Raw genomic sequence first — 26,409 nt, forward strand, 5'->3', positions numbered from 1 at the left:
CAGTTTTTTTATTATCTTGTCCCTTAGCTTTTGAAGGTGCTAATAGGTGTTTGACTTTACTGATGTCTGAGTCAGTTAATGTACTCATATGATTTTTCACATCAACACCTGCGGACTGAGCTTTTTCTACGATATCTTTACTAGGAACATTTAGTTCTTTTGCTAATTCATATACGCGTTTTTTACTCATTCTCTCACCGTCCTATTCTGTCATTAGTTCACACATCTTTCGAGAAAATCCGGTGTCACATACCCCGACAATCATACGATTTTTGCCAATTGCAGCGCTAAGTTCGGCTGAGGTGCATGGTGAAATCAATTTTGTATGATAACTATGACACTTGTCTCTCATTTTTTTTTCGGTATTTTCACTTGCATCACTTGCTAAAATTACCAAATTTACAGTATTTTTTCTGACTGACTGTAAAGTTGTTTCTTCGCCGGTAACAAGTTTACCAGCTTTCATTGCTAAACCTAAGAGATTAAGAAATCGTTGTTTATTTTCCATTTCCGAATAGTTCTCTCCTTGCCTTTTGGTGTGACACATAGTCTAGCAACTCTTGATAGAAGTCATCTGTCAACGTATCGTTTAGCACTCTGTCTAGAATCTTTTGATCCCAACTTTTTTGGACAACTTCTGGTTCCATAGATAGATATGCCCCTCTACCAGGCATTTTTCCAGTTGGATCAATCGAAATTTCACCCTCTTTAGAACGAACGATACGAATCATGTCTTTTTTGGGCTTCATTTCATTCGATACAACGCATTTACGCATGGGAATTTTTCTTTGTTTCATCTATTTCGCCTCCCAAAAAGTGGTTTTATTCTTCATCTTCTTCTACTATGATACTCTCTTCTTCAACCTCTTCTGTTACTTCCTCAGAGATTTCGTCAATAGCATCTTCTAGAATTTCTTCCACAACTAATTCTTCGTTTGCTTCAATAACTTCTTCTATTAATTCTTCTTCGTTTTCAGCTGAAATTTTTTCCCATTCAGACTCAGGTTTGATGTCAATCTTATAACCTGTTAATTTTGCTGCTAGTCTAGCATTTTGTCCACGTTTACCAATTGCTAATGATAATTGGAAATCTGGCACAACAACTGTACAAGCACGTTGATTTGGTTCAAAGATAACGTCTATTACTTGTGCTGGATTTAGTGCATTTGAGATAAAGACAGCAGGGTCTTCATTCCACTCAACAATATCCATGTTTTCGCCTTTTAATTCATTAACAATCGCTTGAACACGTTGCCCTTTAGGTCCAACACACGTTCCAACTGGGTCGATGTCTTTATTATCCGCTGTTACAGCAACTTTTGCTCTGTCTCCTGCTTCTCTTGCAATGCTAACAATCTCTACTTCACCATCATACACTTCTGGAATCTCTTGTTCAAACAAACGTTTTAAAAGATCCGGATGGCTACGGCTCACATATACTTGTGGCCCTTTTGATGTGTTTTCTACTTTTGAAATATAAACTTTGATGCGATCGTGTGGTTGATAAATTTCATTTGGGATTTGATCTTGTTTTGATAATACCGCTTCGATTTTACCTAAATTGACATAAATGTAACGACTGTCTTGACGTTCCACAATTCCTTGCATAATTTCATTTTCATAAGCACTAAACTCATTGTAGATGATTGAACGTTCAGCTTCACGCACACGTTGCAAAATAACTTGTTTTGCTGTTTGTGCTGCTATACGACCAAAATCTTTTGGTGTCACTTCAAAGCGAATCATATCACCAATTTCGTATGCACCATTAATTTTCAATGCTTCTTTTAAGCTCACTTCAAGTTGAGAATCCATTACTTCTTCTGTTACTTCTTTAACAGAAAAAATATGAACATCTCCTTTTTTCTCGTCAAACTCCACCTCTACGTTTTGCGCTTGTCCATAATGACGCTTGTAAGCTGATACCATTGCTGCTTCTAGTGCTTCAATGACAATGCTTTTTGAAATACCTTTTTCGCGTTCAAGAGCGTCTAATGCTCCTAACATTTCCTTGTTCATGTATTTCCTTAACCTCCATTTTAAAATTGAATAGCCAATCTCGCTTTGGCAATATTTTTTCTATCAAATGTCATTTCTTTTTCTTGCGTTTTTATTTTTACTAATAGGGTTAGCGTCTCAGGGGTAACTTCTTTTAAGAAACCTTGATACTGCTTTTCTCCTTCAACAGCTTGATAAAAAGAGATATTTATATAATCATCAATTGCATTTACATAATCTTCTTCTTTTTTCAAAGGTCGCTCAGCCCCAGGTGAAGACACCTCTAAAAAATAGGCTTGTGGAATTGGGTCTGGCTCGATTGTGTCAAGTTTTTCGCCTAATGCTTCACTGACTAGTGCACATTCATTGATATCAATGCCACCATCTTTATCAATAAATACTCTTAGAAACCAATTTTTCCCTTCTTTAACATACTCAATATCTACTAAGTCAAATTGATAGTCTTCCAAGATTGGAGTAACTAAGTCAGTGACTATTTCGACTACATTTGCCAATATTTTCGCCTCCCTATACATTTTCGAGAAATTCATCAAAAAGAGTGAGCGTCAACACGCTCACTCTTTCCACTCATATCACACATTGTTATATTAGCATATTTTTCATAACTATTCAATGTTACTAGCTTTTTTTTGAAAATATGGTTAAGATTTTTCTAAGATTTTTATTTTTAATTCTTTATTATAAAATTTTTGTTAATTTAACTAAAGATATTGATTCTTTAAAAGGAGTATTAACATGACTAGAACTAAAAAAATTATTACTGGATTACTAATTGGACTACCTCTCCTTATCGTTGCAGAAGGCATTCGTGAAAATAGACAACTTGATGTTGAATCAATTGTCCTCACCAGTAATAAAACTAAAGATAAACAAATCAAAATAGCCCATATTTCTGACCTACAGTTTCCTAGACTTAGAGTTAATAAACAACAACTACTTGATGAATTGGAAAAGGAAAATCCAGACGTTATCTTTTTAACTGGGGATACAATAGACCGAACAGAAGATGTTAGCCAGACTGATTTTTTTAACTTTTTGGCAAAACTAACTGCATCTTATCCTACTTACGTGATTAACGGAAACCACGAAGAAACGAATTCAAACTATGATTTATGGCTTAAAAAAATAAACCAGAGCGATGCTATCTACTTAGAAAATGACGTAACCAACTTAACAATCAAACAAACATCATTTAATCTAGTCGGTTTAAGTAACCGTCAAACAGCCTTACCTATAAATCAGATGCATTCAATCGATCCAACCATTGATACGCTCATACTTGCACATCATCCTGAGTTATTTGATCATTATATTGTATCTTTCAATCAGCCACTTGCTATTTTTAGTGGGCATGCTCACGGTGGTCAGTGGAGGCTACCTGGAACAGATGGCATTCTTGCTCCAAACCAAGGTTTCTTACCTAAACTAACAAGTGGGCTTTATGTTAAAAATAATTCTCACTTAATCGTTAGTCGTGGACTTGCTAATAGCACATTCCCTCTACGACTCAACAATTATCCTCACTTGATTTTTACGACTATTAAGCACGCATAATAAAAAACAGACGCTTTTATCGAGCGCCTGTTTTTTCGTTTTTTAATGTGTTTGTCGTTTCATGAGTAATGTCGCTACCTCGACTTTTATAGGCGTCGGAATATCAACATCTAATAACATCAACAATTGATTAACTGCTATACTTCCCATAGATTCTGTTGGAACATGTATTGTCGTTAAACTTGGTGTTACATATTTAGCGACACTAATATCATTAAATGATACTAAGGCAATATCTTTTGGGATCTTTATTCCTTTTTCATTCAATGCTCTCAGTGCCCCGACAGCTATGGCATCACTTTCCGCAAAAAAGATATCGACAAATTTTTCAGGAGAAATCCCATCTAGGTAATCTTTCATTATTTTATAGCCAGATTCCACACTAAATGCTGTTTGTAACATTGTATCAATCGTGGCGTTTTGCGGTAATTGGTGCGTTAGTTTATTAAGACGATAATCCTCTATAGGCTCACGCAATGTTTTAGTGTATTCCAATCCTTGTAGTACACCAACAGATTGATATCCTTTTTCTTCTATCAATCCAGCTACTAGAGACATGGCTTGATTCATATCAACTATAACAGATGAAAAACCATAGTGAGATGCATCAAAGTCGATAAAGACAATTGTCTCAACGACATCTGACATTTTTTTGATTTCTACTTCATCAAATTTACCTAGAGCTAGTAACCCATCTATCTCTTCTTTTTCCAAACAATCCATCTCACATTTTACCAATTCAACAGAAAGTTCCTCAGCTCTTTTTTCAATCCCTAAACGAATAGCCAAATAATAGATATCTTCCAACTCTTCTTCAGGTTGATACCATTGAATAAGACCAATTCTTTTGGTTTGTTTTGGTTTCTTTTTATGATGTTTTGTATAATTTAACGCTTCTGCAACTTCAAAAATACGACGTTTGGTCTCTTCATTTATAGACAACGTTGCATCATGATTTAATACACGAGAGACGGCAGCTGGCGACACCCCTGCTTTGTTTGCAATATCCTTTATTGTGGCCACCTGTGTTATCCCCCTTTCATTTTATAACGTTGACATAAATCGCTTAAAGCCATCTTGACCTTCTTGCGTTCGTTTATATACCCCAGCATCTTCTAACACATGTAAGAAAACTTCGCCGATAGCTTCTTCTATTTTTTCATCAACATTTTTTTCGGTAATGTCTTGTGTTGATTTTATTTTTTCAGCCCATTCTTTATGGTAATCTATCATATTATGTTCCTGGTTTAATAAAAACTTTTTCACATCTTCCATCTCTTCTTTTAAACGTGGTGGTAAAATAGCTAAGCCCATCACTTCGATTAAACCTACATTTTCTTTTTTTATATGATGGTATTCTGGATGAGGATGGAATATGCCATCAGGGTATTTATCTGAAACATTATTATCTCGCAACACTAAGTCCATTTCGTAGTTTCCATTTTTTCTTCTTGCGATGGGTGTAATGGTATGATGTGGTGTCCCATCATCACTAAATGCCTTTATTTCTAATGACAGGTCTGAATAGTTTCGCCATTTTTTTAATATATAATCTGCTGCATCAATAATATCCTCTTTACTCTCACTAGTTAAACGGATAACAGACATTGGCCATTTAACCGTACTGACTGATACATTGGGAAAACTTAGTATATCATAACTTGTGTCAATTGGTGAACTTTCGATTGGAAAATGAAAACGTCCCCCTTGATAATGATCATGAGATAAAATAGAGCCACCAACAATTGGTAAATCAGCATTTGATCCAACAAAATAATGTGGAAAGAAATCCAATACATGAACTAATCTTGTAAAGGTTTCTTTATTAATAGACATTGGTCTATGAACAGCTGAAAAAAAGATACTATGTTCATTGTAATAAGCATAAGGCGAATACTGAAATGCCCATGGCTCATCACATAAATTAAATCGAATCACTCGATGATTAAATCGATTTGGGTAACCAATCCGTCCTGAGAATCCTTCATTTTCAATACACAGCATGCACTTTGGATAATTAGCTGTCTTCATAGCAGCTGCTTTTTTTATGTCTTCAGGATCTTTTTCCGGTTTTGATAAATTAATTGTGATATTTAATGTGCCGTACTCACTTTCATAGGGAAACTCAATATTTTTTGCAATTGCTTGCGTCTTAATGTAATCATTATCTTTACAGAGTTGGTATAAGTAATCTGTTGCTTTTTCAGGTGATGTTTCATAGTTTTTATTGAACTGTTGATTCACTTCTTTTGGACTTGGTGTCACAATATCCATCAGCTGACCAATTAGCACATCTTTTTCATGAGCAGTTGATTTAATTTTCCCTGAATTAATAGCTATCTCTACCAGTTTTTCGACAATCTCTATGGGGAGTGTTCCTTCAATTTCTGATTCATCTTCATAATCATCTAATCCAATGAGATATAGTACTTTGTTAGTTAAATACACTCTATCTAGTTCGTTCCAAAGACCTGTTGATATGGCATATGAAACAAATGTTTTAATCAATTGATTTGTCATATTATCTGACCTCTTTTTCATAACCATTTGGATGAGTACTATGCCACTTCCATGCAGTTGAGATAATCGTTTCAATATCAGTGTGAACTGGATTCCATCCTAGCACTTTTTTGGCCTTGTCGTTTGACGCAACTAATATAGCTGGGTCGCCAGCTCGTCTTGGCGATACATCATATTTTATGTCTTGTCCGGTCACTCGAATCGCTTCATCTAATAACTCTTTCACCGAAAATCCATGACTACTTCCTAAATTGATAATTTGACTTTCTTCATTTTTTTCCAAATAATCAAGTGCTAAAATATGTGCATCAACTAAATCCAATACGTGTACATAATCTCTGATACAAGTGCCATCTGGTGTTGGGTAATCATCTCCAAAAATATGTAATTTATCACGTTGGTGAAGTACTACTTGTAAAATAATAGGTAATAAATGTGTTTCAGGTTGATGTGCTTCTCCGATTGTCGCATCAGGCATTGCGCCAGCCACATTAAAATATCTCAGTGACACATATTTCATGTCATAAGCATTGTCACACCACTTCATCATTTTTTCCATCATTAACTTACTTTCACCATACGGATTTTTAGGATTTGTTGGTGCTGTTTCACTAATTGGTGTTTCTTCAGGCTCACCATAAGTTGCGGCAGTTGAGGAGAAGACAATCTCTTTCACATCAAACTCATGCATCACTTCAAGTAAAGTTAGCATGCCATACACGTTATTATTAAAATATTTCAATGGGTTTTCTACTGACTCTCCCACCAAAGAACTTGCCGCAAAATGAACGACTTGCTCTATCTTTTCTTGTTCAAAAACATGAGATAAAAACTCTTTATCTCGAATATCCCCTTCGTAAAAAGTAGCATCTGAATGTACGGCTTCAATATGTCCCGTCAATAAATTATCTACCACTACAACATCACGACCGCTCTCAATTAGATGTGCAACGGCATGAGAGCCAATATATCCTGCTCCTCCTAAAACGAGTACTTTTTTCATACTAACTCTCCTCTACGATAATTTTCTTGTTCCATCTCCAATAGATGCTTCATAAAAATCAGCGGCATAACCGATTTTTTCTTTATAGCCATTTCCAACAACTTCTTTAAAAGAATCAACATTGTTCTTGTTGACTAAAGCAATCGCAAAGCCACCAAAACCAGCGCCCGTCATTCTTGCACCAAGCACACCTGGTTGTTTTTGAGCATAATCCACTAATGTATCTAGTTCAATACCTGTCACATCATAATCATTTTTTAGTGATTCATGTGATGCATTAAGTAATTTACCAAATGTTTCTAAATCACCATCTGTTAGAGCTTTTTTCGCTTCAAGTGTGCGTTCATTTTCAGTGATAGCATGTTTAGCACGTTTTCTGACAGTCTCATTATCTAGGTATTGGCTATTTTCGTTAAACTCCGCCACACTTAAATCACATAATGTTTTTACATCAACATGTTTTTGTAATTGTTTTAGCGCGTCTTCACATTCACTGCGTCGTTCATTGTATTTTGAATCTGCTAACTCACGACGTTTATTCGTATTCATAATCATAATGACATACTCACCAAATACGGCTGGGACTAACTCATAGTCTAGTGTATTAGTATTTAATAAAATTGCGTGGTTTTCTTCCCCCATACCAATTGCAAATTGATCCATGATACCAGAATTTACCCCGATATAATGATTTTCAACTTTTTGGCCCAGTTTTACTAGATCAACTCTTGGAATATTTAACCCACACTCATCAGAAATGATCAATCCTGTTAATAATTCAATCGAAGCTGATGATGATAAACCTGCCCCGTTTGGAATTGTTCCATAAAATAAAATATCAAATCCATGACGAATATCATAACCAGATTGTTTTAGTAAATAAATAACTCCCTTAGGATAATTTGTCCAGGCATCCTCTTCTTTATATTCAAGTTCTGAAAGTTTGATATCTTTCACGCCAACATCCGGAAAATTCATCGAATAAAAACGAATTAACTCATCATCACGTCTTCTAACTAATCCATAAGTTCCAATCGTAATTGCTGCCGGAAATACATTTCCACCATTATAATCTGTGTGTTCACCTATTAAATTAATTCTTCCTGGAGAAAAATATTCTGAATCATTTTTTTCTTTGAATACGTCTAAAAAAGCTTGTCTTAATGTCGTTAACATCGTTTTTGCCTCCTAGTAAATATTTACTAAATTAATTATAACATTTACTGAATACGGTTGCAATAGAAAACAGAAAAAGATGATAACTTTAAGTTTTCACCTAAAATTATCATCTCTAATATTATTGATTTAAATTTTACTCTCCATAACCATGTGGATGGGTTTGATGCCACTGCCATGCACTGGATATGATGGTTTCCACATCAGTGTATTGAGGATTCCACCCTAAAATAGTTTTCGCTTTTTCGTTTGAAGCAACTAACATTGACGGATCACCCGCACGTCTTGGTGCAACTTCAGCAGGTATATCTTTTCCAGTTACTTTGATGGCTTCAGTCAGCAATTCTTTTACTGAAAAACCATTGCTGCTACCAAGATTAATAATTTGGCTTTCATCATGTGTTGATAAATAGTTTAAGGCCAAGATATGAGCATCAACTAAGTCAACAACATGTACATAATCACGAATGCATGTGCCATCTGGCGTTGGATAATCATCACCAAAAATCATTAATTTTTCCCGTTGATTTAATGCAACTTGTAAAATGATTGGGAGTAAATGAGTTTCTGGTGTATGGTCTTCACCAATTGACGCATCAAGCATCGCACCTGCCACATTGAAATAACGCAATGATACATATTTAATCCCATATGCATTATCACACCATTTCATCATTTTTTCCATCATGAGTTTACCTTCACCATATGGATTCGTTGGATTGGTTGGTGTCTCTTCAGTAATTGGTGTCACATCTGGTTCACCATAAGTCGCAGCGGTTGAAGAAAAAACAATTTCTTTTACGCCAAACTCGTTCATCACTTCAAGCAATGTTTGCATGCCATACACATTATTATTAAAGTACTTTAGTGGATTTTCAACTGATTCTCCAACAAGTGAACTGGCTGCAAAATGAACCACTTGCGAAATGTCTTCTTTCTTAAAGACTTCTGTTAAAAAGTCTTTATCACGAATATCTCCTTCATAAAATGTGGCGCATTCATCCACTGCTTCTTTATGTCCAGTCAATAAATTATCAACCACAACCACTTCTTTGCCACTATCCAATAATCGTTTCACTGCATGAGAGCCGATGTACCCTGCTCCACCTAGTACTAACACTTTTGCCATTTTCATCCTCCTGCTATTTTTTTATAACATATCAAACAATGATAATTGATTTTCATCTGGTAAGTCTTTTAACACACCATTGTCTGTCATATATTCAATCAATGTTTTAGATACTTTTCCTCGATTAGACAAATCTTCTTTAGATAAAAAGTCTTGTTCTTCACGAGCTGCCACAATTTGTTTTGCCACGTTTAATCCTAAACTTGGAACAGAACGAAATGGCGCAATCAATGTGTCACCATCAATTACAAAGTTTTCTGCATCTGATTTATACAAGTCAATCATTTGGAATTTAAAGCCACGCTCTAACATTTCGTTAGCAATCTCCAACACTGTTAATAAATTTTTCTCTTTTGTTGAAGCATCCATTCCCTTATCAGTGATTTCTTTCATACGTGCTTTGACCGCGTCTTTCCCTTGTGACATTGCCACAATATCAAAGTCATTAGCACGAACTGAGAAATACGCTGCATAATAAAAAATGGGATGATGCACTTTAAAATAGGCCACACGTAGTGCCATCAACACGTATGCTGCGGCATGGGCTTTAGGGAACATATACTTGATTTTCAAGCAAGATTCAATGTACCACTCTGGCACATTGTTTGCACGCATTTCTGCTTGCCATTCATCTGGTATCCCTTTTCCTTTACGGACGCTTTCCATAATCTTAAACGCTAAGCCATCTTCTAAACCAGCATGCATCAAGTACACCATGATATCATCACGACACCCAATCACATCAGCCAGTGTGGTGGTTCCTTGACGAATTAATTCTTCCGCATTACCTAACCAAACGTCTGTACCATGTGACAGTCCAGATATTTGTAGTAACTCGGCAAAAGTGGTTGGCTTTGTTTGTTCTAACATACCACGAACAAATTTCGTCCCAAACTCAGGAATACCTAGTGTGCCCGTTTTAGAATAAATTTGATCAGGCTCTACACCTAAAACTTGTGGTCCAGAGAAAATCTTCATGACTTCTGGATCATCAGCTGGGATGGTTTTGGGATCAATCCCTGATAAATCCTGTAACATACGAATCACAGTCGGATCATCGTGTCCCAGTATATCAAGTTTCAACACGTTATCATGAATCGAATGGAAATCAAAGTGAGTCGTACGCCATTCAGAATCTTGGTCATCAGCTGGGTATTGGATTGGGGTAAAGTCATACACATCCATATAATCAGGAATAACAATAATTCCTCCCGGATGCTGTCCAGTCGTACGTTTCACACCTGTTGACCCTTTTGCTAGGCGGTCAATCTCTGCACCACGGAAACTCAAATCATTGTCTCGCTCGTATCCTTTAACAAATCCATATGCCGTTTTATCAGCTACCGTACCGATTGTTCCGGCACGGAAAACATAATCTTCCCCAAATAACACTTTCGTATAATTATGTGCTTCTGGTTGGTATGTCCCTGAGAAGTTCAAATCAATATCGGGTACTTTATCACCGTGGAATCCTAAGAAAGTCTCAAACGGAATATCATGTCCGTCTTTTGACAGTTTAGCCCCACATTTAGGACAGTCTTTTTCTGGCAAGTCAAAGCCTGAACCGTAACTTCCATCTTCAAAAAACTCTGAATACTGACATTCAGGACACAGATAATGTGGTGGAAGTGGATTTACTTCTGTAATACCTGTCATGGTTGCGACAAAACTTGACCCAACTGATCCACGAGACCCAACTAAGTAGCCATCTTCTAAACTCTTATGAACCAGTTTTTGAGAGATTAAGTAAATAACGGAGAAACCATTCCCATTAATACTTTTTAGCTCTTTTTCAATTCGTTTCTCAACGATTTCTGGCAACTCCTCACCGTAAAGTCGATGTGCTTCATCATAACTTAATTTGGTAATCTCATCTTCTGATCCTTCAATTTTTGGTGTATATAAATCTTGTTTGACAGGCACAACATCTTCACACATATCCATAATTTTTCGTGTGTTGTCTACCACAATTTCTTTGGCTTTTTCTTCACCAAGAAAACTAAAGGCATCCAACATTTCATTCGTTGTTAAAAAGTGTACGTCCGGTAATTCATAGCGATTTAGAGGATTCGCTCCTCCCATAGAATTTATTAAAATTTTACGGTAGATTGCATCTTCTTTATTTAAGTAATGGACATTTCCTGTTGCCACCACTATCTTACCTAAATCGTCTCCAATCGAAACCAGGTTAGTCATGATGTCTTCTAAATCTTCATCATTTTTAACGAGTTCTGCTTCAATCAATGGTGCGTAAACTTGTTTTGGCATGACTTCGATATAGTCATAAAACTTGGCCCGTTTTTTTGCTTCTTCGACACCTTTTTGCATCATCGCTTCAAAAATTTCACCATTACTACATGCTGAACCCACTAACAATCCTTCACGAAATTCAGATAACTTCGAGCGTGGAATACGTGGTACACGGTAAAAATAATTGACATTTGACATAGAGATTAATTTAAATAAATTTTTCAACCCTGCCTGTGTTTGGGCAAGAATCGTCGCATGGAATGGACGTGCTCGCTTATACGCGTCTCCCTCACCAATATGTTGATTAAACTCATCATGATAATGCACGCCAAATTCTTCTTGTGCTTTTTTGACAAATATCCAACACAAATGACCTGTTGCTTCCGAGTCATAAATCGCACGGTGATGTTGTTCTAAATTGATATTGTACTTTTTAGATAAACGATTCAACCGATGTGATTTCAATTCAGGATGTAATAATCTCGATAATTCTAATGTATCAATGACCGGATTAGGAGCTTCTGGCATATCATATTTTTCATAACTAGTATTCAAAAATCCCATATCAAAACTAGCATTATGTGCCACTAAAATACTACCGCGACAAAATTCTTCAAAAAGCGTTAAGACTTCTTTTTCAGATTTTGACCCCTTTACCATATCATCTGTAATTCCCGTCAGATGAATTGTTGTTTGAGATAATGGATGACCAGGATCAATAAACTGCTCAAACGTATCAATAATATTCCCTTTATGCATTTTTACAGCAGCTAACTCGATAATCGTGTCATAAACTGCTGATAGTCCCGTTGTTTCCACGTCAAATACGACATATGTCGCATCTGTTAAACTTATGTGTTCTGGATTATATGCAATCGGCACACCATCATCCACGATGTTTGCCTCCACACCAAATAACACTTTTACTCCATGTTTTTGTCCAGCAAAATAAGCATCTGGGTAAGCTTGCGCACCACTATGGTCGGTAATTGCAATTCCTGGCATGCCCCATTTTCCTGCTTGAGCTACAATATCTGTCGCACTATTTGTCGCATCCATCGTACTCATATTCGTATGGACATGCAGCTCCACCCGTTTTTCATCTTCTGGTGCTGTATCTTTTCGTAACTCTTTTTTGACCTCTACTAAATCTTGGCAGTTCATTACTAAGTCACGCATAAACGTGTCTTCTTGAATACTTCCTCGCGCTTTTAACCAACCACCTGGCTTAATCGCTTCAAACACTGCGACATCTTTTTCGTTATTCGAAAATTTCTTTACAGCAAACGATGAAGAATAGTCTGTCATTTTTACAATTAATAGTTTTCGTCCAGAACGTAACTCACGAATTTCTTTATCAAACACATACCCTTCAATGGTGACACGTCTTTCTTCTTCAATGATGTCTTCCATTCGTGTAATCATTTCATCACTTGGTATTGTTCTTCCAAGTTGAATTGGACCATCAAGCTCCATTGTTTCTTGTTTTTTCTTTTGTTGCTGATTTTTTTCTATTGCTGCAGCCGTTTGTTTTTGTAACTCTTCTGCTTGCTCTTGTTGTCGTTGCTCAAACGCTTTTTGAATATCTGACTCTTTGGTGTCATCAATTCGCACCACAAATTTAAAATCAGGAAATCCGAAACGTCTATATAATTCACTCAAATAACCTAAATGTTTTTGACTTAAATACTTTTCTACACCTTCATTTTCAACCAACAAAATAATTTGTTGGTCTTCAATAAATGGTGGTGTCTGTAATAATGAATTTTTTACAACATTGGTCATCTCTTCGTTGTCTTTTAAAACTTGATACCAATAATCAGCTAATAAATCATCATTTATCTCTTTATCTTGGCTCGTTACGATTAAAGATGTATTAGCAATGTCTTTAAATGCCGTTTCTAAGTGCGTCGATAAAAGCTGATAATGTGACATTGGTAAAACATGATGAAACCCTAAATTAAACTCCCATAGTCGACTTTTTTTATGTACAGTGACTTTTTTCACTTCACCTGTTTCTAAAAGAGGATAGTTGGATAATTGGTCATCTAATGCTATTTGTTTTACTAATTGAGCATACAATTCTACTGGTGAAAGGCTCATATTCATCCCCACTTTCCTTTTTACATTATACATTAAAAAGGTTCTTAGTAAAAATAGACTAAGAACCTTAAAGGTATTGTTACTTATTCAAAATATTTAATGTTGCGTATAATTCATCACGACGAATTTCTAATTCATCTTGTGTTTTCTTAATTTTCACTTCAACAATCTCTTCTTCTGCTTTTTTGCCAACAGTGATTCTAAATGGGGCACCTACTAAGTCGGCATCTTTAAATTTCACTCCTGGACGTTCTTTACGATCATCTAATAATACATCTAAACCATAATTTTCAAGTTCTTTTTCGATATCTAATGCAAGATTCCATTGATGCTCATCTTTTGGATTGATTGGAATGATATGAACGTCAAATGGTGCAATTTCTGCTGGCCAGTTGATACCATCTTCATCAGATAGTTGTTCTGTAATAGCTGAAAGTAAACGACTCACACCAATACCATAAGAACCCATTTGAACTGGAATTGCTTTTCCATTTTCATCTAATACTTCGGCTTTCATTTTTTCTGAATAGAACGTACCTAGTTTAAAGATATGGCCTAACTCAATACCTCGCGTGAATTGTAATTTTCCACGTCCATCAGGAGAAATTTCGCCTTCTTTTACTAAACGTAAATCCACGTATTCTTTTGGTTCAAAGTCACGTCCTGGATTTACATTTGTAATATGATAGCCTGTTTCATTTGCCCCTACAGCTGTGTTAGACAAATCTTCAACATAAAGGTCAGCAAGTAACTCAACTGTCTCTGGTAAGCCTACAGGTCCCAACGAACCAAATTCTGCACCTAAAATTTCTCTAACATCATCATCTGTAGCAGGTGCTAAGTTAATCGCATTTAAATAATTTTTTAATTTCACTTCATTTAATTCATGATCACCACGTAATAAAATCATAACAGGTTTATCATCTGCCATATAAAGCAATGATTTAATGGTTTTTTCTTCTGGTATTGATAAAAATTCTGATAACTCAGCAATTGTTCCAATGCCTGGTGTTTCAATTTTTTTCATTTCAAGTGGTGTTTCATGTGATTTTTTAGAAGCATAGAAGCTTGTTGCCATTTCTAAGTTGGCTGCATAATCACTTTCGTTAGAGTACACAATCGTGTCTTCTCCAATTTCAGCAATCGCCATAAATTCCTTAGAATCATTGCTTCCCATTGCACCACCATCACCAATGATGACACGGTAGTTTAAACCACAACGATCAAATATTTTCTTATAAGCTTCTTCGAAATCTTTAAATCCTTCATCCAAACTTTCAACTGAAGAGTGGAAAGAGTACGCATCTTTCATGATAAATTCACGACCGCGTAATAATCCGAAACGAGGTCGTTTTTCTCCACGATATTTTGATTGAATTTGGTACAAGTAAAGTGGTAATTTTTTATAAGAATTAACATCTTTACTAATTAAATCAGTAAATGTTTCCTCATGAGTTGGTCCAAGAAGATATTCTTTGTCGCCATCTGCTGTGAATGTCATTAAAGAATCACCATATGTTTCATAACGACCACTCTCACGCCATAAGTCAGCTGGGATAACAGCTGGCAATAACATTTCATTTGCATCAATTTTTGCAAATTCTTCACGCATAATTTTTTCGATTTTTTGAATCACTTTATAAGCTAGTGGTAAATAAATATAATACCCACTTGATACCTGTCTGATATAACCACCACGAAGCAAAATTTTATGACTCATTGCTTCTGCTTCACTTGGCACTTCACGCAAGGTTGGCATAAAAAATTTCGATTGTTTCATAACTAATAAACTCCCCTAAATAAATGTATTATTGAATAAAGAAACGTTGAATATCATTCCACGTTACAGCGACCATCAACACAACTAATATAACAACCCCAGCCATTGTGATCATTACTTCTTTTTCTTGACTTAATGGTTTTCCACGCACCCCTTCAAACAGGTTTAACATTAACTTACCACCATCAAGACCTGGTAAAGGAATCAAATTCATAATACCTAAGTTGACTGATAGCATTGCTGTAAATGATAAAATAGCAATGATTCCATTTTTGGAAACTGATTCAGATAATTTAAAAATCATCACTGGACCACCTAGTTTATTAATACTAAACCCAGTAATCAAATCGCCTAAAGCTTTAAAAATAGTTAATGAGTTAGCAGCCATCTGTGTTATTCCATATTTGATTTTACCAAAGAAAGATAACGGCGTAAACTTATTACTCATTTGAATCCCAATCATTCCAACTTTTGGATTTTGTTCATTCTTTTCTGGTACGACGTCAATTGTTGATTTTTCACCAGATTCTTTTTCGACCACTAAAGATACAGTCTTATTCAGGTTAGATGAAATTTCCTTCTGAATATCTGTAAAGTCAGGTGTTTCTTTACTATTAACTTTAATTATTCTATCACCTGGTTTAATACCCGCTTTATCAGCTACACTATTTTGCATCACACCACCAATAGTATTAGAAGGATCTTGTGTGTATTTTCCACCTTGCATAAAAGCTACTAGTATAAACAACACTGCAGCTAAAATAAAGTTGTTTAATGGACCGGCAAAATTGGTCATAATGCGACGACCTAATGATGCTGATTGGAACTGAACATCACGTGGTGCAATTTGTGTCTCTATTCCATCTTCTTCAATAATGATAGCATCATGAGAGACTGGAAACACTTTTTCCTCAGATTCGTCTCCATTCTCATATCCTTTAATAAATAATTCATCCTCTAAATCAAAAGCAATTAATTCAACTGGAATACTATTTGGTAATTGAATTTTTTTTGTGGGATTAATCTTTGTTACAACACCATTTTCATCCACTACAAGTGATAAGTGCATCCCTGGAGATAATTCTCCTTCGTCTTCTCCCTCACCTGCCATACGTACATAGCCACCAATTGGTAACAAACGAATAGTATATGTCGTGCCATTATGACGATGATAAAACAGTTTAGGTCCCATACCAATGGAAAATTCACGTACTAATATGCCGCCACGTTTTGCGAAGATAAAATGACCGAACTCATGAACTAACACGATTAAACCAAATACAAAAATAAATGTTAAAAATGTTTTCATCAGAACATCCTTTCTACTATAATCAATTTTCTATATTTTAAAATAATCCTACTAAATGCATAAATGGAAAAACAAATAATAAACTATCAAATCTATCTAAAATGCCACCATGTCCTGGTAAAATATTACCTGAATCTTTTACACCGTAGTATCGTTTATATGATGACTCGACTAAGTCACCAAGTTGCCCTACTATTGAAAACAAAATCGTTAGTAATAACATCGCAAATATATTATAAGTCATCGGCCAAATCATAGTATAAACTAATGACACCACCATTGCAGATGCGATACCACCAAGAGAACCTTCAATTGTTTTATTCGGCGAAATATCTGGTGCAAGTTTTCTTTGACCATATTTTCTACCAACCATGTAAGCCCCAATATCAGTTGACCAAACAATAAACAACGCATACATTAACACATGTAATCCTGTTTCTCTTGCAGAGATAAAGTTTTGGAAACCTGTTCCGATGTATAAACTAACTAATACAGGAAAACCAACATTATCAAAAGTAAATTCGTTTTTTGAAAAAACTGGTAATACTAATAATGCCATCACGATTAAATAAAATAATGTATTTCCAGTTACTGTACGTGGTAAAAACTCATACCAAGTCGAACGAGGTAAAATAAGTAGTACCGTCCCAACAATTGCTAGTATCCCTTCAGGTGTCTTTATTTCAAGACCTTTCATTCTAAACAACTCATAAACCGCAATTCCACCTAACATGGCCATCACGATTTGTAGCGGCATTTGTCCAATAACAATTAATGGAATAAATAAAATTAATGCAACAACTGCAGTAATCACTCTTTGTCTCATTTACTTGCATCTCCTTTTGTTTTCAATCCTCCAAAACGGCGTTGACGCTTTTGAAAGGATCCTATTGCCTCTTCTAGATTCGCCAAACCAAAATCAGGCCAATAACTATCAGTAAAGAATAGTTCACTATAAGCAATTTGCCAAAGTAAAAAATTACTGATTCTCTCTTCCCCACTTGTTCGAATTAACAAATCCGGGTCTTGCATATTTTTTGGTAAACTAGCTGTCATTAAGTGATTAGAAAACATTTCCTCATCGACTTCTTCAATAGCTTTTCCTTGTTTCACTTCTTCTAACAACTCATTTACAGCAGTTAGTATCTCAGCTCGACTACCATAGTTTAACGCGAAATTAAGGACCATTCCAGTGTTATCTTTTGTCTGCTCAATTGCATTTTCGACTGCTTTTTGAGTGTGTTTTGGTAAATATTCTTTGTATCCCATAACCGTTACCTTAACATTTTCTTTAACTAGTTCAGGTACAAACACATCAAAAAAATCAACTGGTAACTTCATTAAAAAATCTACTTCACTGGACGGTCGTTTCCAGTTTTCTGTTGAAAAAGCATATAATGTTAATACTTTTACACCCAACTTACTAGCATAAGTTGTTATTTTTTTGACAGTATTCATGCCTTCTTTGTGACCAGCAATTCGCGGTAAGTGTCTAGACTGTGCCCAACGACCATTACCGTCCATAATAATCGCTATATGCTTGGGAATGTCTCCATCCTTAGAAAAAGATATAGTATTTTCTTCTTCTATTTTTTCCTTCGTTTGCTTTGTAAATAAATTAAACATAAAAAAGCCCCCTCTAAAGACTTGAGCATAAACATGCACTCATCTTATTGTAGCAAATGGGACTAGAAAAACCTATAAAAAAAAGGATAATCCTACTTTTTTTAAAAGAATTTATAAAAAAACAAGGTGTGAATTTATTCGCACCTTGTTTTTACGGGTTATACGTCTAAAATTTCTTTTTCTTTATCACTAACAATTGCTTCGATGTTTTTAGCACTAGCATCTGTTAATGATTGAACGTCTTTTTCTAATCCACGTAACTCATCTTCTGAAATTTCTTTATTTTTCTCTAATTTTTTCAATTCATCAATTGCATCACGACGAATATTACGAATAGCAATTTTAGCATTCTCGCCTTGTTTATTTACTTCTTTTGCAATTTCTTTACGACGTTCCTCTGTTAATTGAGGAATCACTAAACGAATCACTGTTCCATCATTTGTTGGTGAGATACCAATATCACTTGCTAAAAGTGCTTTTTCAATGTTTTCCATAGCAGATTTATCAAATGGTGTAATCATTAATACACGTGCTTCTGGGATAGTAATAGATGATAATTGGTTTAATGGTGTTGGTGCACCATAATAATCTACTGTAATACGGTCTAAAAGACTTGCATTTGCACGTCCTGCTCTGATTTGACCTAGCTCACGTTGCAAGCTTTCCTCAGATTTTTTCATTTTTTCTTTTGCATCATTTAAAATCACTTGACTCATAATTTATTTCCCCCTTACAGTTGTTCCGATTTGTTCACCTAAACAAACTCGTTTGATATTTCCTGGTTCATTCATATTAAAGACAACTAATGGTATATCATTATCCATACTTAAACTACTTGCAGTCGAATCCATTACTGATAAGCCTTTTGATATAACCTCCATATGAGTTAATTCTTCAAATTTTGTAGCATTCATATCTAGTTTAGGATCCGCAGAATACACACCGTCTACATTATTTTTAGCCATTAAAATAACATCTGCACCTATTTCTACTGCTCTAAGCGCTGCTGTAGTATCTGTTGTGAAATAAGGGTTACCCGTTCCACCGGCAAAAATAACTACACGACGTTTTTCTAAATGACGAATTGCACGACGTCTGATGTAAGGTTCTGCAATTTGTCTCATTTCGATAGATGTTTGAACACGAGTTGGTACACCTAAATTTTCTAGCGTGTCTTGAAGCGCTAAACCGTTCATCACAGTTGCAAGCATTCCCATATAATCTGCTTGAGAACGTTCCATTCCCATCTCAGCACCAATATTACCGCGCCAAATGTTTCCGCCACCAACAACTATTGCCACTTCTACTCCTAAGGCGTGAATTTCTTTGATTTCCTTAACCAAACCATTTACAACAGATGGGTTAATTCCAAATCCTTTTTCTCCGGCCAATGCCTCACCACTGACTTTTAGCAATACTCTGCGATATTTAGGTTCTACCATTTTTATGCCTCCGATTTTATACTTATGTTTTACTGAAAATAATTATTTACAGTAAATTTTTCAAAAAAAAGGAGCGCATATATTATACTACAATAAATGCGTTCCCCGATGATTAACTATTTACCCATTTGACTTGCAACTTCATCAGCAAAGTTTTCTTCACGTTTTTCCATACCTTCTCCAACTTCAAAACGCACGAATTCTTTCACTGTTCCACCTTTAGATGCAACAAATTTTTCAACAGTCATATCTGGATCTTTAACAAATGGTTGGTCCACTAAACAAATTTCAGCTAAGAATTTATTCATACGACCGATAACCATTTTTTCAACGATATTTTCTGGTTTACCTTCATTTAAAGCTTGCTCAGTTAATACTTTTTTCTCGTGATCTAATTCTTCTTGAGATACTTGATCTTTAGATACATAGCGAGGGTTAATTGCAGCAACATGCATAGCAACATCTTTTGCTACAACTTCATCAGTTGTTCCATCAATAACTGTTAATACAGCAATACGTCCACCCATGTGTAAGTATCCACCAAATGCAGCGTTATCGTCTTTTTCTAAGATTTCAAAACGACGGAAACTAATTTTTTCTCCAATAACTTGAGTTGCTTCAATCACGTCAGAATCAATTGTTCCTGTTTCTGTTTTGATTTTCAAAGCCTCTTCCATATCAGCTGGTTTGTTTTCAGCTACCAATTTAGCAATATTTTTAACTAAATCTTGGAATTTTTCATTTTTAGCAACGAAATCTGTTTCAGAGTTTACTTCAACAATAGCAGCTGTGTTTCCATTAACGTATACATTTGCTAAACCTTCAGCAGCAATACGGTCATTTTTCTTACCAGCTTTTGCCATTCCTTTTTCTCTTAATAAGTCGATAGCTTCTTCCATTTTTCCTTCAACTTCAACTAACGCACGTTTAGCATCCATCATACCGACACCTGTACGTTCACGTAATTCTTTTACCATAGAAGCACTAATTTTACTCATTTATTGTTTCCTCCCAAGTGTTTAATCTTTTATTCTAATGAAAAAGCTATCTAAGACAAATGACAAAACCATTGGCTACTTTGTTCACCTTTGCCAGCAGCCCTAGACAGCTTCAATTTATTTATTATTCAGCGTTACTTCCTTCAACAACTTCAACGATTTCTTCAATTGAAGGAGCTTCTTCAGACACAACTTCTTCTGTAAATACTTCTTCTACGATTTCATCTTCGCCTTGACGACCTTCGATGAATGCATCAGCCATTTTTCCAGAAATTAATTTAACTGCACGAATTGCGTCATCGTTAGATGGGATAACAACATCAATCTCATCTGGATCACAGTTAGTATCAACCATAGCTACGATTGGAATGTTTAATTTATGAGCTTCTTGAACCGCAATACGCTCTTTACGTGGGTCAACAATAAACATAACATCAGGAATTCTTGGCATATCAGCGATACCGCCTAAGAATTTTTCTAATCTTTCACGTTCTTTCATTAAACCAGCAACTTCTTTTTTAGGTAAGACTTCAAATACACCGTCTTCTTCCATAGTTGTGATTTGTTTCAAACGAGCGATACGTTTTTGGATTGTATCCCAGTTAGTTAATGTTCCACCTAACCAACGATGGTTAACATAGTATTGACCTGAACGAATAGCTTCGTCTTTGATTGCTTCTTGAGCTTGTTTTTTAGTTCCTACAAATAAAGCAATTCCGCCTTCTTCAGCGATGTTTCTCATGTAGTTATAAGCGTCATCTACTAAGCGAACTGTTTTTTGTAAGTCAATGATATAAATACCATTTCTTTCTGTGAAGATATATTTCTTCATTTTTGGGTTCCAGCGACGAGTTTGGTGACCAAAGTGTACACCAGCTTCTAGTAACTGTTTCATACTGATTACTGCCATTTTGTGTTTCCTCCAATGTGGTTTTTATTTTCCCTCTTAACAGCCTCACTTTCTTTGTGGACTTAAAGTAATTAAGCACCTCACAAAAAATCAGCTGAAAATGTGGATTTGATACTACTTTTACTGTAGCACCTTTGTCAGTATATAACAGCTAAATCAGAAAATCAAACTTTTTCCACTAATTTCCATCCTCTTTTTTCTTTTTTACTATATCCTACTTTTCTTGTATACTTAAATTACTATTTACATATGGGGAGGAAATTTATTACATGACAACTTTTTACTGTATGAGACATGGAAAAACAGAATTTAATCAAGCAGGTATCTTTCAAGGAGGCCTTGTTGACTCACCTTTACTAGATGAGGGAATTGAAACCGCTAAAAAAGCGGGTGAATATTTGAAAGATATTTCGTTTGATCGCGTGATTATTTCACCGCAAAAAAGAGCACAAGATACTGCTGAAGCATTTCTTTCAGTTCACCCTTCAACCCCTGAGAAAATCACAGAACCTAATATTCGTGAGATGGAGTTTGGTTCATGGGATGGCACACTTGAAAAAAATTATGATGGACAAACTCAATTTGAGCATCTAAAACATCGTCCTCATTTATATGACCCAAGTGAATTTGGTGGAGAAGATTTTAATACTTTATTAACTCGAACAAAAAATGTATTTAAAGACTATGCACAAAAATATCCAAATGATACTATCCTAGTTGTTTCTCATGGTTTAACACTACAAACTCTATTGAAACATCTTCAAGGAGTAGATTTAAGCCAAATTAGAGAAGGTGAATTATTAGGTAACACTAGCATCTCTATTATTGAAACTAACAATGTTGAAGATTTTTCTGTCACACGATACAATGATTTAACTCACGTTCTTTAATCTTTTTTATCTACTCAGCCACATCATTTCGTGGTAGAATAGAAAAGTTCGATTAGATTAAAGGAGAGTCAAAAATGAGTCAGCTTAGCAACACAATTGTACGATATGCAAAGAAAATAGAATGGCATTCATTTTTAATGGGTGGTTTGATGGTTATCTTTGGTTTTATTATGATCTTCCATCTAGACTCGCAAATCAAACAATATAGTATTATTATTGGTCTTATTGCCATTTTGAAAGGTTTTTTAAACTTCAATTACTACTCGACAAATACGCGATTAGAACCAAAAGAAACATGGCACATTCTTTACCTTTTTTCTGGGATAGTGAGTGTCATCATTGGATTGTTTATCATCTTTAACTTTTCAGCTACTAATAATGTACTATGTATTATCTGTGGGTTTTGGTTCATTTGGGATTATATTCCTCAAATTATTTTAACAGAATTACAATTTATCAATCACAGACAACTGCTTATCACCTTTAGAATAATTCAAGGAATCGCTATTTTATGTGGGATTATACTAATATTCCAATCATTTATTCCATTTATTAATCCCTTGATGTTTGCTATTTGTTATTATCTTCTCTCAGGAGGCGTTCTTCTTTGGGAAAATTATCAAGTCTTTAAAAAAAGAAGCTAATCTTTTACTTAGAAAAGATTGCTTCTTTTTTTTGTCCCCTATATAAGAAAACGAGTATCACGATAAATATCATTAAGATACTGTACTTACTTACATCTAGCACCTCTATTGCTTTAGTATCTATTTCTTTAAAACTATAGCTATGTAAAATATTATCCAATGATACCTTGTGTGACGTATTAGTCACTATAAGTAACACAGCCATCATAACTAATTGATGAACGATACTTCCGATATTTCCTAATCGGTACTTGGCAATCAATCTAAAATCACGAGGCAATACAGGATACTGATAAACAGCTTGATTTAATTGTTGATTATAAATTGAGGTAGTGATACTTAGTGTTAATACCCCGATATAAAATAATTGATGCGTTGACAGTAGTAAAAAACTAATAACTAAACCATAAACAATAACGTGTTGCTTGTTTTTAATTTTTTTGCCAATCATTGGAGAGATAATAATAGATGTTAAGTATAGACTATACACAATCATTAACGATGATTTACCATGGTTAATCATTTGATACAACGTGCAAAATACTAAAATAAAATTCGTTAGCATCCCCTTATATATCATTAAAGCACTCTCTAATGGCTTGAACTGACGTTGCCTTGTTATTTTCTTGTAGTAAACAAAGTAAATAACCAATAACACAAGCATAATAAGCATTAAGCTGATTAAAAAATTCGTCACACCTAGTTTCTTATCTCCTTTAATAATGAAGACCGTGAAGAATCCAACAAAAAACAATACAAGTGTTTCAATAGTTGAATAATTTGGGTATGGAATAGTCTCATCAATTGTATAATCAGGATAAGTTGATATCACACTATAAAGCAGAATTAAATTTAATCCTAAAAATAAAAACGTTTCCACCATTGAGACATCAATTAGTTTAAATAAAGCGGCTGAAAAAACTAGTGCATATCCGAGAGAATATAACTGACTACTCCCTTTAAACTCATTTAAACTACGCTCATGAAACATCACGGTGGTATAGCTTGGAAACATCAAACCTGAACACATTCCTAACAGACTTCCTGCTATCCAACCAAATATAATTGACTGATTGATAAATAAGCCAAATACACAACCGATAATCCCTATGACAATTGAAACAGGTAATAATTTCTTCATTGGGAGTGTTTTTAACCTAATTAGAAAAAGAATGGTTGTCTTAAAACAATAAAAAAATAATAATGGCAACAAATAACTAAACTCTCTATTATGTTGCAAAAACACGTGCACTAAAATAAAAATTGGAAATAAATTCATCCCATTAACTAATACAAATGGAATAAATTGTAATGATTCAAACCGTTTTTTTATATTTTCCATTACATCACCTCTTCTATCCACACTTAGTTTACAATATTTTTCTTTGTATCACAAAATTCTTTATATTTTGGAAATCAATCTTTTTTCGTTATAATACATTTAAACTCAAAGGAGGAATGAATGTGTTAACTATTAAACAAATTCCAACAGGTACCATTCAAGAAAATTGCTACTTAATTTATAATGATAAATCGTTACTGGTAGTTGATCCAGGTGACGAAGCTAAAACAATAGAAGCTGAAATTGATGCTTTAGATGTTAAACCAGAAGCGATTTTAATCACTCATGCTCACTATGATCATATTGGAGCAGTTGACGAAATCAGAGATAGATATAGTATCCCTGTTTACATCAGTCCTATCGAGCAATCATGGTTGACTGATCCACAACTAAACTTATCTGGTTTAAGTCGTCATGACGATATGGCTGATGTAACTGCCAGAGAAGCTGAATTTGAATTTAAAAACTATGACAGCTATACAATTGGGGATATAACCTTTAAAGTTGTTCCGACTCCTGGACACTCACCTGGTAGTGTTAGCTTTATTTTTGATCATTTTGTTGTTTGCGGTGATGCTTTATTTAGAGGCAGTGTTGGACGAACTGACTTACCCTTTGGCGATTCTCAAACTCTTTTATCAGGAATTAAAAAAGAACTATTTACCTTACCTGATGACACAAAAGCTTATCCAGGACATGGCCCTGTTACAAGCATTGGGCGAGAAAAACGAGAAAATCCATTCTTTAACTAGATGTATATTAGTACCTATAGATACCTTACCTATCTTAGGTACTTTTTTAATGTTCAAAAAAAGATTTGGTTTTAAAAAAAGATAATGTATACTTAATTGTGATAAAAAGGAAAAAGGGGAATTAATAATGGATTTTTATAACATATTAAAAGTAATCTTTTTAGGGATTGTCGAAGGGATTACAGAATGGCTGCCTATTAGTAGTACAGGTCACCTTATTCTAGTGGATCAATTTATTAAGCTAGATGCTTCAAGTGATTTTAAAGAAATGTTTAATGTTGTCATTCAATTAGGTGCCATCCTAGCTGTTGTGGTTTTATATTTTAATAAATTAAACCCTTTTGCTAGAAATAAATCAGGTATTGAGAAAAAAGATACTTGGTCTTTATGGTTTAAAGTAGTCGTTGCGTGTATTCCAGCAGTTATTTTTGGGTTTTTATTTGATGATTTTTTAGAAGAACATTTTCATAAATTCGTTCCTGTGGCAATGATGTTAATTCTTTACGGTGTTTTGTTCATCATTGTCGAGAATCGTAACAAAACGATGAAACCAACTACAACAACTCTGAACCAACTAAGCTATAAAATAGCCTTTATTATCGGATTATTTCAAGTATTAGCACTCATTCCTGGTACATCACGTTCGGGAGCAACAATTATCGGAGCAATGATTATTGGCTGTTCACGTTATGTAGCAGCTGAATTCACTTTCTTTTTAGGTATTCCAGTTATGTTTGGTGCTAGTGGACTTAAAATGATCAAATTTATTGCAAAAGGTAATTCGTTTGGCTCAACAGAAATTATGTTATTAGCAATTGGTTCACTAGTTGCCTTTGTTGTCTCAATTTTAGCTATTAAATTCTTAATGGGTTATATCAAAAAACATGATTTCAAAGTATTTGGTTGGTACAGAATTATTCTTGGTACCATCATTCTCATTTACTGGTTGACAACATTATAAT

Annotated in this window: 24 protein-coding genes and 1 pseudogene; 5 read left to right on the forward strand and 20 right to left on the reverse strand. The window is 34.7% G+C overall.

Annotation, left to right across the window (positions count from 1 at the left end; translation table 11 throughout):
- Positions 1-78: 78 nt before the first annotated feature.
- From BW731_RS13035 to rimP, 5 genes and pseudogenes are all read right to left on the reverse strand, one after another.
- Positions 79-190 (reverse strand): annotated as a pseudogene (locus BW731_RS13035) (translation initiation factor IF-2 N-terminal domain-containing protein); the annotation flags it as partial.
- Positions 191-202: 12 nt separating this feature from the next.
- On the reverse strand, positions 203-508 hold the full coding sequence (locus tag BW731_RS01845) for a L7Ae/L30e/S12e/Gadd45 family ribosomal protein (protein WP_079345192.1): 306 nt from the start codon (positions 506-508) through the stop codon (positions 203-205).
- Positions 498-797, reverse strand: a complete 300-nt coding sequence (rnpM, locus tag BW731_RS01850; RefSeq protein WP_079345194.1) for an RNase P modulator RnpM — start codon at positions 795-797, stop codon at positions 498-500. Before rnpM ends, BW731_RS01845 begins: the two co-directional genes overlap by 11 nt.
- 25 nt (positions 798-822) lie before the next feature.
- Positions 823-2,019 (reverse strand): transcription termination factor NusA, encoded by a 1,197-nt coding sequence (gene nusA / locus BW731_RS01855; protein ID WP_079345196.1) that lies wholly within the window; start codon positions 2,017-2,019, stop codon positions 823-825.
- 20 nt (positions 2,020-2,039) lie between these two features.
- On the reverse strand, positions 2,040-2,513 hold the full coding sequence (rimP, locus tag BW731_RS01860; protein ID WP_071456577.1) for a ribosome maturation factor RimP: 474 nt from the start codon (positions 2,511-2,513) through the stop codon (positions 2,040-2,042).
- 241 nt (positions 2,514-2,754) lie between these two features.
- Here rimP and BW731_RS01865 point away from each other — a divergent pair, with 241 nt between their 5' ends.
- Entirely contained in the window at positions 2,755-3,573 is an 819-nt protein-coding gene (locus tag BW731_RS01865; protein WP_079345198.1) for a metallophosphoesterase, read from the forward strand.
- Between the two features lie 42 nt (positions 3,574-3,615).
- Here BW731_RS01865 and BW731_RS01870 read toward each other — a convergent pair whose 3' ends face one another.
- From BW731_RS01870 to rpsB, 14 genes are all read right to left on the reverse strand, one after another.
- A complete protein-coding gene (locus BW731_RS01870; protein WP_079345200.1) occupies positions 3,616-4,596 on the reverse strand; it encodes a LacI family DNA-binding transcriptional regulator in 981 nt (326 codons plus the stop codon).
- A 21-nt stretch (positions 4,597-4,617) separates the two neighbouring features.
- Positions 4,618-6,093 (reverse strand): UDP-glucose--hexose-1-phosphate uridylyltransferase, encoded by a 1,476-nt coding sequence (gene galT, locus BW731_RS01875; protein ID WP_079345202.1) that lies wholly within the window; start codon positions 6,091-6,093, stop codon positions 4,618-4,620.
- 1 nt (position 6,094) lies between these two features.
- Positions 6,095-7,096 carry a UDP-glucose 4-epimerase GalE gene (galE, locus tag BW731_RS12445; protein WP_143592719.1) on the reverse strand — a complete coding sequence of 334 codons (1,002 nt, stop codon included), beginning with the start codon at positions 7,094-7,096 and terminating at the stop codon, positions 6,095-6,097.
- 12 nt (positions 7,097-7,108) lie between these two features.
- Positions 7,109-8,272, reverse strand: coding sequence for a galactokinase (locus tag BW731_RS12450; protein ID WP_143592720.1), 1,164 nt, complete (start codon positions 8,270-8,272; stop codon positions 7,109-7,111).
- Between the two features lie 136 nt (positions 8,273-8,408).
- A complete protein-coding gene (gene galE / locus BW731_RS01885; protein ID WP_079345204.1) occupies positions 8,409-9,401 on the reverse strand; it encodes a UDP-glucose 4-epimerase GalE in 993 nt (330 codons plus the stop codon).
- A gap of 21 nt (positions 9,402-9,422) precedes the next feature.
- Positions 9,423-13,754 carry a PolC-type DNA polymerase III gene (locus tag BW731_RS01890; RefSeq protein WP_079348519.1) on the reverse strand — a complete coding sequence of 1,444 codons (4,332 nt, stop codon included), beginning with the start codon at positions 13,752-13,754 and terminating at the stop codon, positions 9,423-9,425.
- 79 nt (positions 13,755-13,833) lie between these two features.
- Positions 13,834-15,534, reverse strand: a complete 1,701-nt coding sequence (locus BW731_RS01895; RefSeq protein WP_079345206.1) for a proline--tRNA ligase — start codon at positions 15,532-15,534, stop codon at positions 13,834-13,836.
- A 28-nt stretch (positions 15,535-15,562) separates the two neighbouring features.
- Positions 15,563-16,843, reverse strand: coding sequence for an RIP metalloprotease RseP (gene rseP, locus BW731_RS01900; RefSeq protein ID WP_079345208.1), 1,281 nt, complete (start codon positions 16,841-16,843; stop codon positions 15,563-15,565).
- Between the two features lie 37 nt (positions 16,844-16,880).
- A complete protein-coding gene (locus BW731_RS01905; RefSeq protein WP_079345210.1) occupies positions 16,881-17,669 on the reverse strand; it encodes a phosphatidate cytidylyltransferase in 789 nt (262 codons plus the stop codon).
- The gene (locus BW731_RS01910) at positions 17,666-18,469 is read right to left on the reverse strand and encodes an isoprenyl transferase (protein WP_079345212.1); all 804 of its coding nucleotides are present in this window, start codon (positions 18,467-18,469) and stop codon (positions 17,666-17,668) included. The genes BW731_RS01905 and BW731_RS01910 overlap by 4 nt, the downstream gene beginning before the upstream one ends.
- Before the next feature lie 158 nt (positions 18,470-18,627).
- Positions 18,628-19,185 (reverse strand): ribosome recycling factor, encoded by a 558-nt coding sequence (gene frr, locus BW731_RS01915; RefSeq protein WP_079345214.1) that lies wholly within the window; start codon positions 19,183-19,185, stop codon positions 18,628-18,630.
- Positions 19,186-19,188: 3 nt separating this feature from the next.
- The gene (pyrH, locus tag BW731_RS01920) at positions 19,189-19,911 is read right to left on the reverse strand and encodes a UMP kinase (RefSeq protein WP_071456565.1); all 723 of its coding nucleotides are present in this window, start codon (positions 19,909-19,911) and stop codon (positions 19,189-19,191) included.
- A 116-nt stretch (positions 19,912-20,027) separates the two neighbouring features.
- Positions 20,028-20,909 carry a translation elongation factor Ts gene (gene tsf, locus BW731_RS01925; protein WP_079345216.1) on the reverse strand — a complete coding sequence of 294 codons (882 nt, stop codon included), beginning with the start codon at positions 20,907-20,909 and terminating at the stop codon, positions 20,028-20,030.
- A 124-nt stretch (positions 20,910-21,033) separates the two neighbouring features.
- The gene (rpsB, locus tag BW731_RS01930; RefSeq protein WP_079345218.1) at positions 21,034-21,819 is read right to left on the reverse strand and encodes a 30S ribosomal protein S2; all 786 of its coding nucleotides are present in this window, start codon (positions 21,817-21,819) and stop codon (positions 21,034-21,036) included.
- Between the two features lie 269 nt (positions 21,820-22,088).
- Between rpsB and BW731_RS01935 the strand changes: the two genes are divergently transcribed.
- Positions 22,089-22,709, forward strand: coding sequence for a histidine phosphatase family protein (locus BW731_RS01935; RefSeq protein WP_079345220.1), 621 nt, complete (start codon positions 22,089-22,091; stop codon positions 22,707-22,709).
- A gap of 74 nt (positions 22,710-22,783) precedes the next feature.
- The gene (locus tag BW731_RS01940) at positions 22,784-23,353 is read left to right on the forward strand and encodes a DUF308 domain-containing protein (RefSeq protein WP_079345222.1); all 570 of its coding nucleotides are present in this window, start codon (positions 22,784-22,786) and stop codon (positions 23,351-23,353) included.
- A gap of 4 nt (positions 23,354-23,357) precedes the next feature.
- On the opposite strand, the gene BW731_RS01945 is transcribed toward BW731_RS01940, so the two are convergent.
- The gene (locus tag BW731_RS01945) at positions 23,358-24,695 is read right to left on the reverse strand and encodes a hypothetical protein (RefSeq protein WP_079345224.1); all 1,338 of its coding nucleotides are present in this window, start codon (positions 24,693-24,695) and stop codon (positions 23,358-23,360) included.
- Positions 24,696-24,817: 122 nt separating this feature from the next.
- Here BW731_RS01945 and BW731_RS01950 point away from each other — a divergent pair, with 122 nt between their 5' ends.
- Both BW731_RS01950 and BW731_RS01955 read left to right on the forward strand, forming a co-directional pair.
- On the forward strand, positions 24,818-25,447 hold the full coding sequence (locus tag BW731_RS01950) for an MBL fold metallo-hydrolase (RefSeq protein ID WP_079345226.1): 630 nt from the start codon (positions 24,818-24,820) through the stop codon (positions 25,445-25,447).
- 127 nt (positions 25,448-25,574) lie between these two features.
- Positions 25,575-26,408 carry an undecaprenyl-diphosphate phosphatase gene (locus BW731_RS01955; protein WP_079345228.1) on the forward strand — a complete coding sequence of 278 codons (834 nt, stop codon included), beginning with the start codon at positions 25,575-25,577 and terminating at the stop codon, positions 26,406-26,408.
- Position 26,409 lies beyond the last annotated feature (1 nt).

It is taken from the genome of Vagococcus martis (assembly GCF_002026305.1).
GTDB classification, from domain to species: Bacteria; Bacillota; Bacilli; order Lactobacillales; family Vagococcaceae; genus Vagococcus; species Vagococcus martis.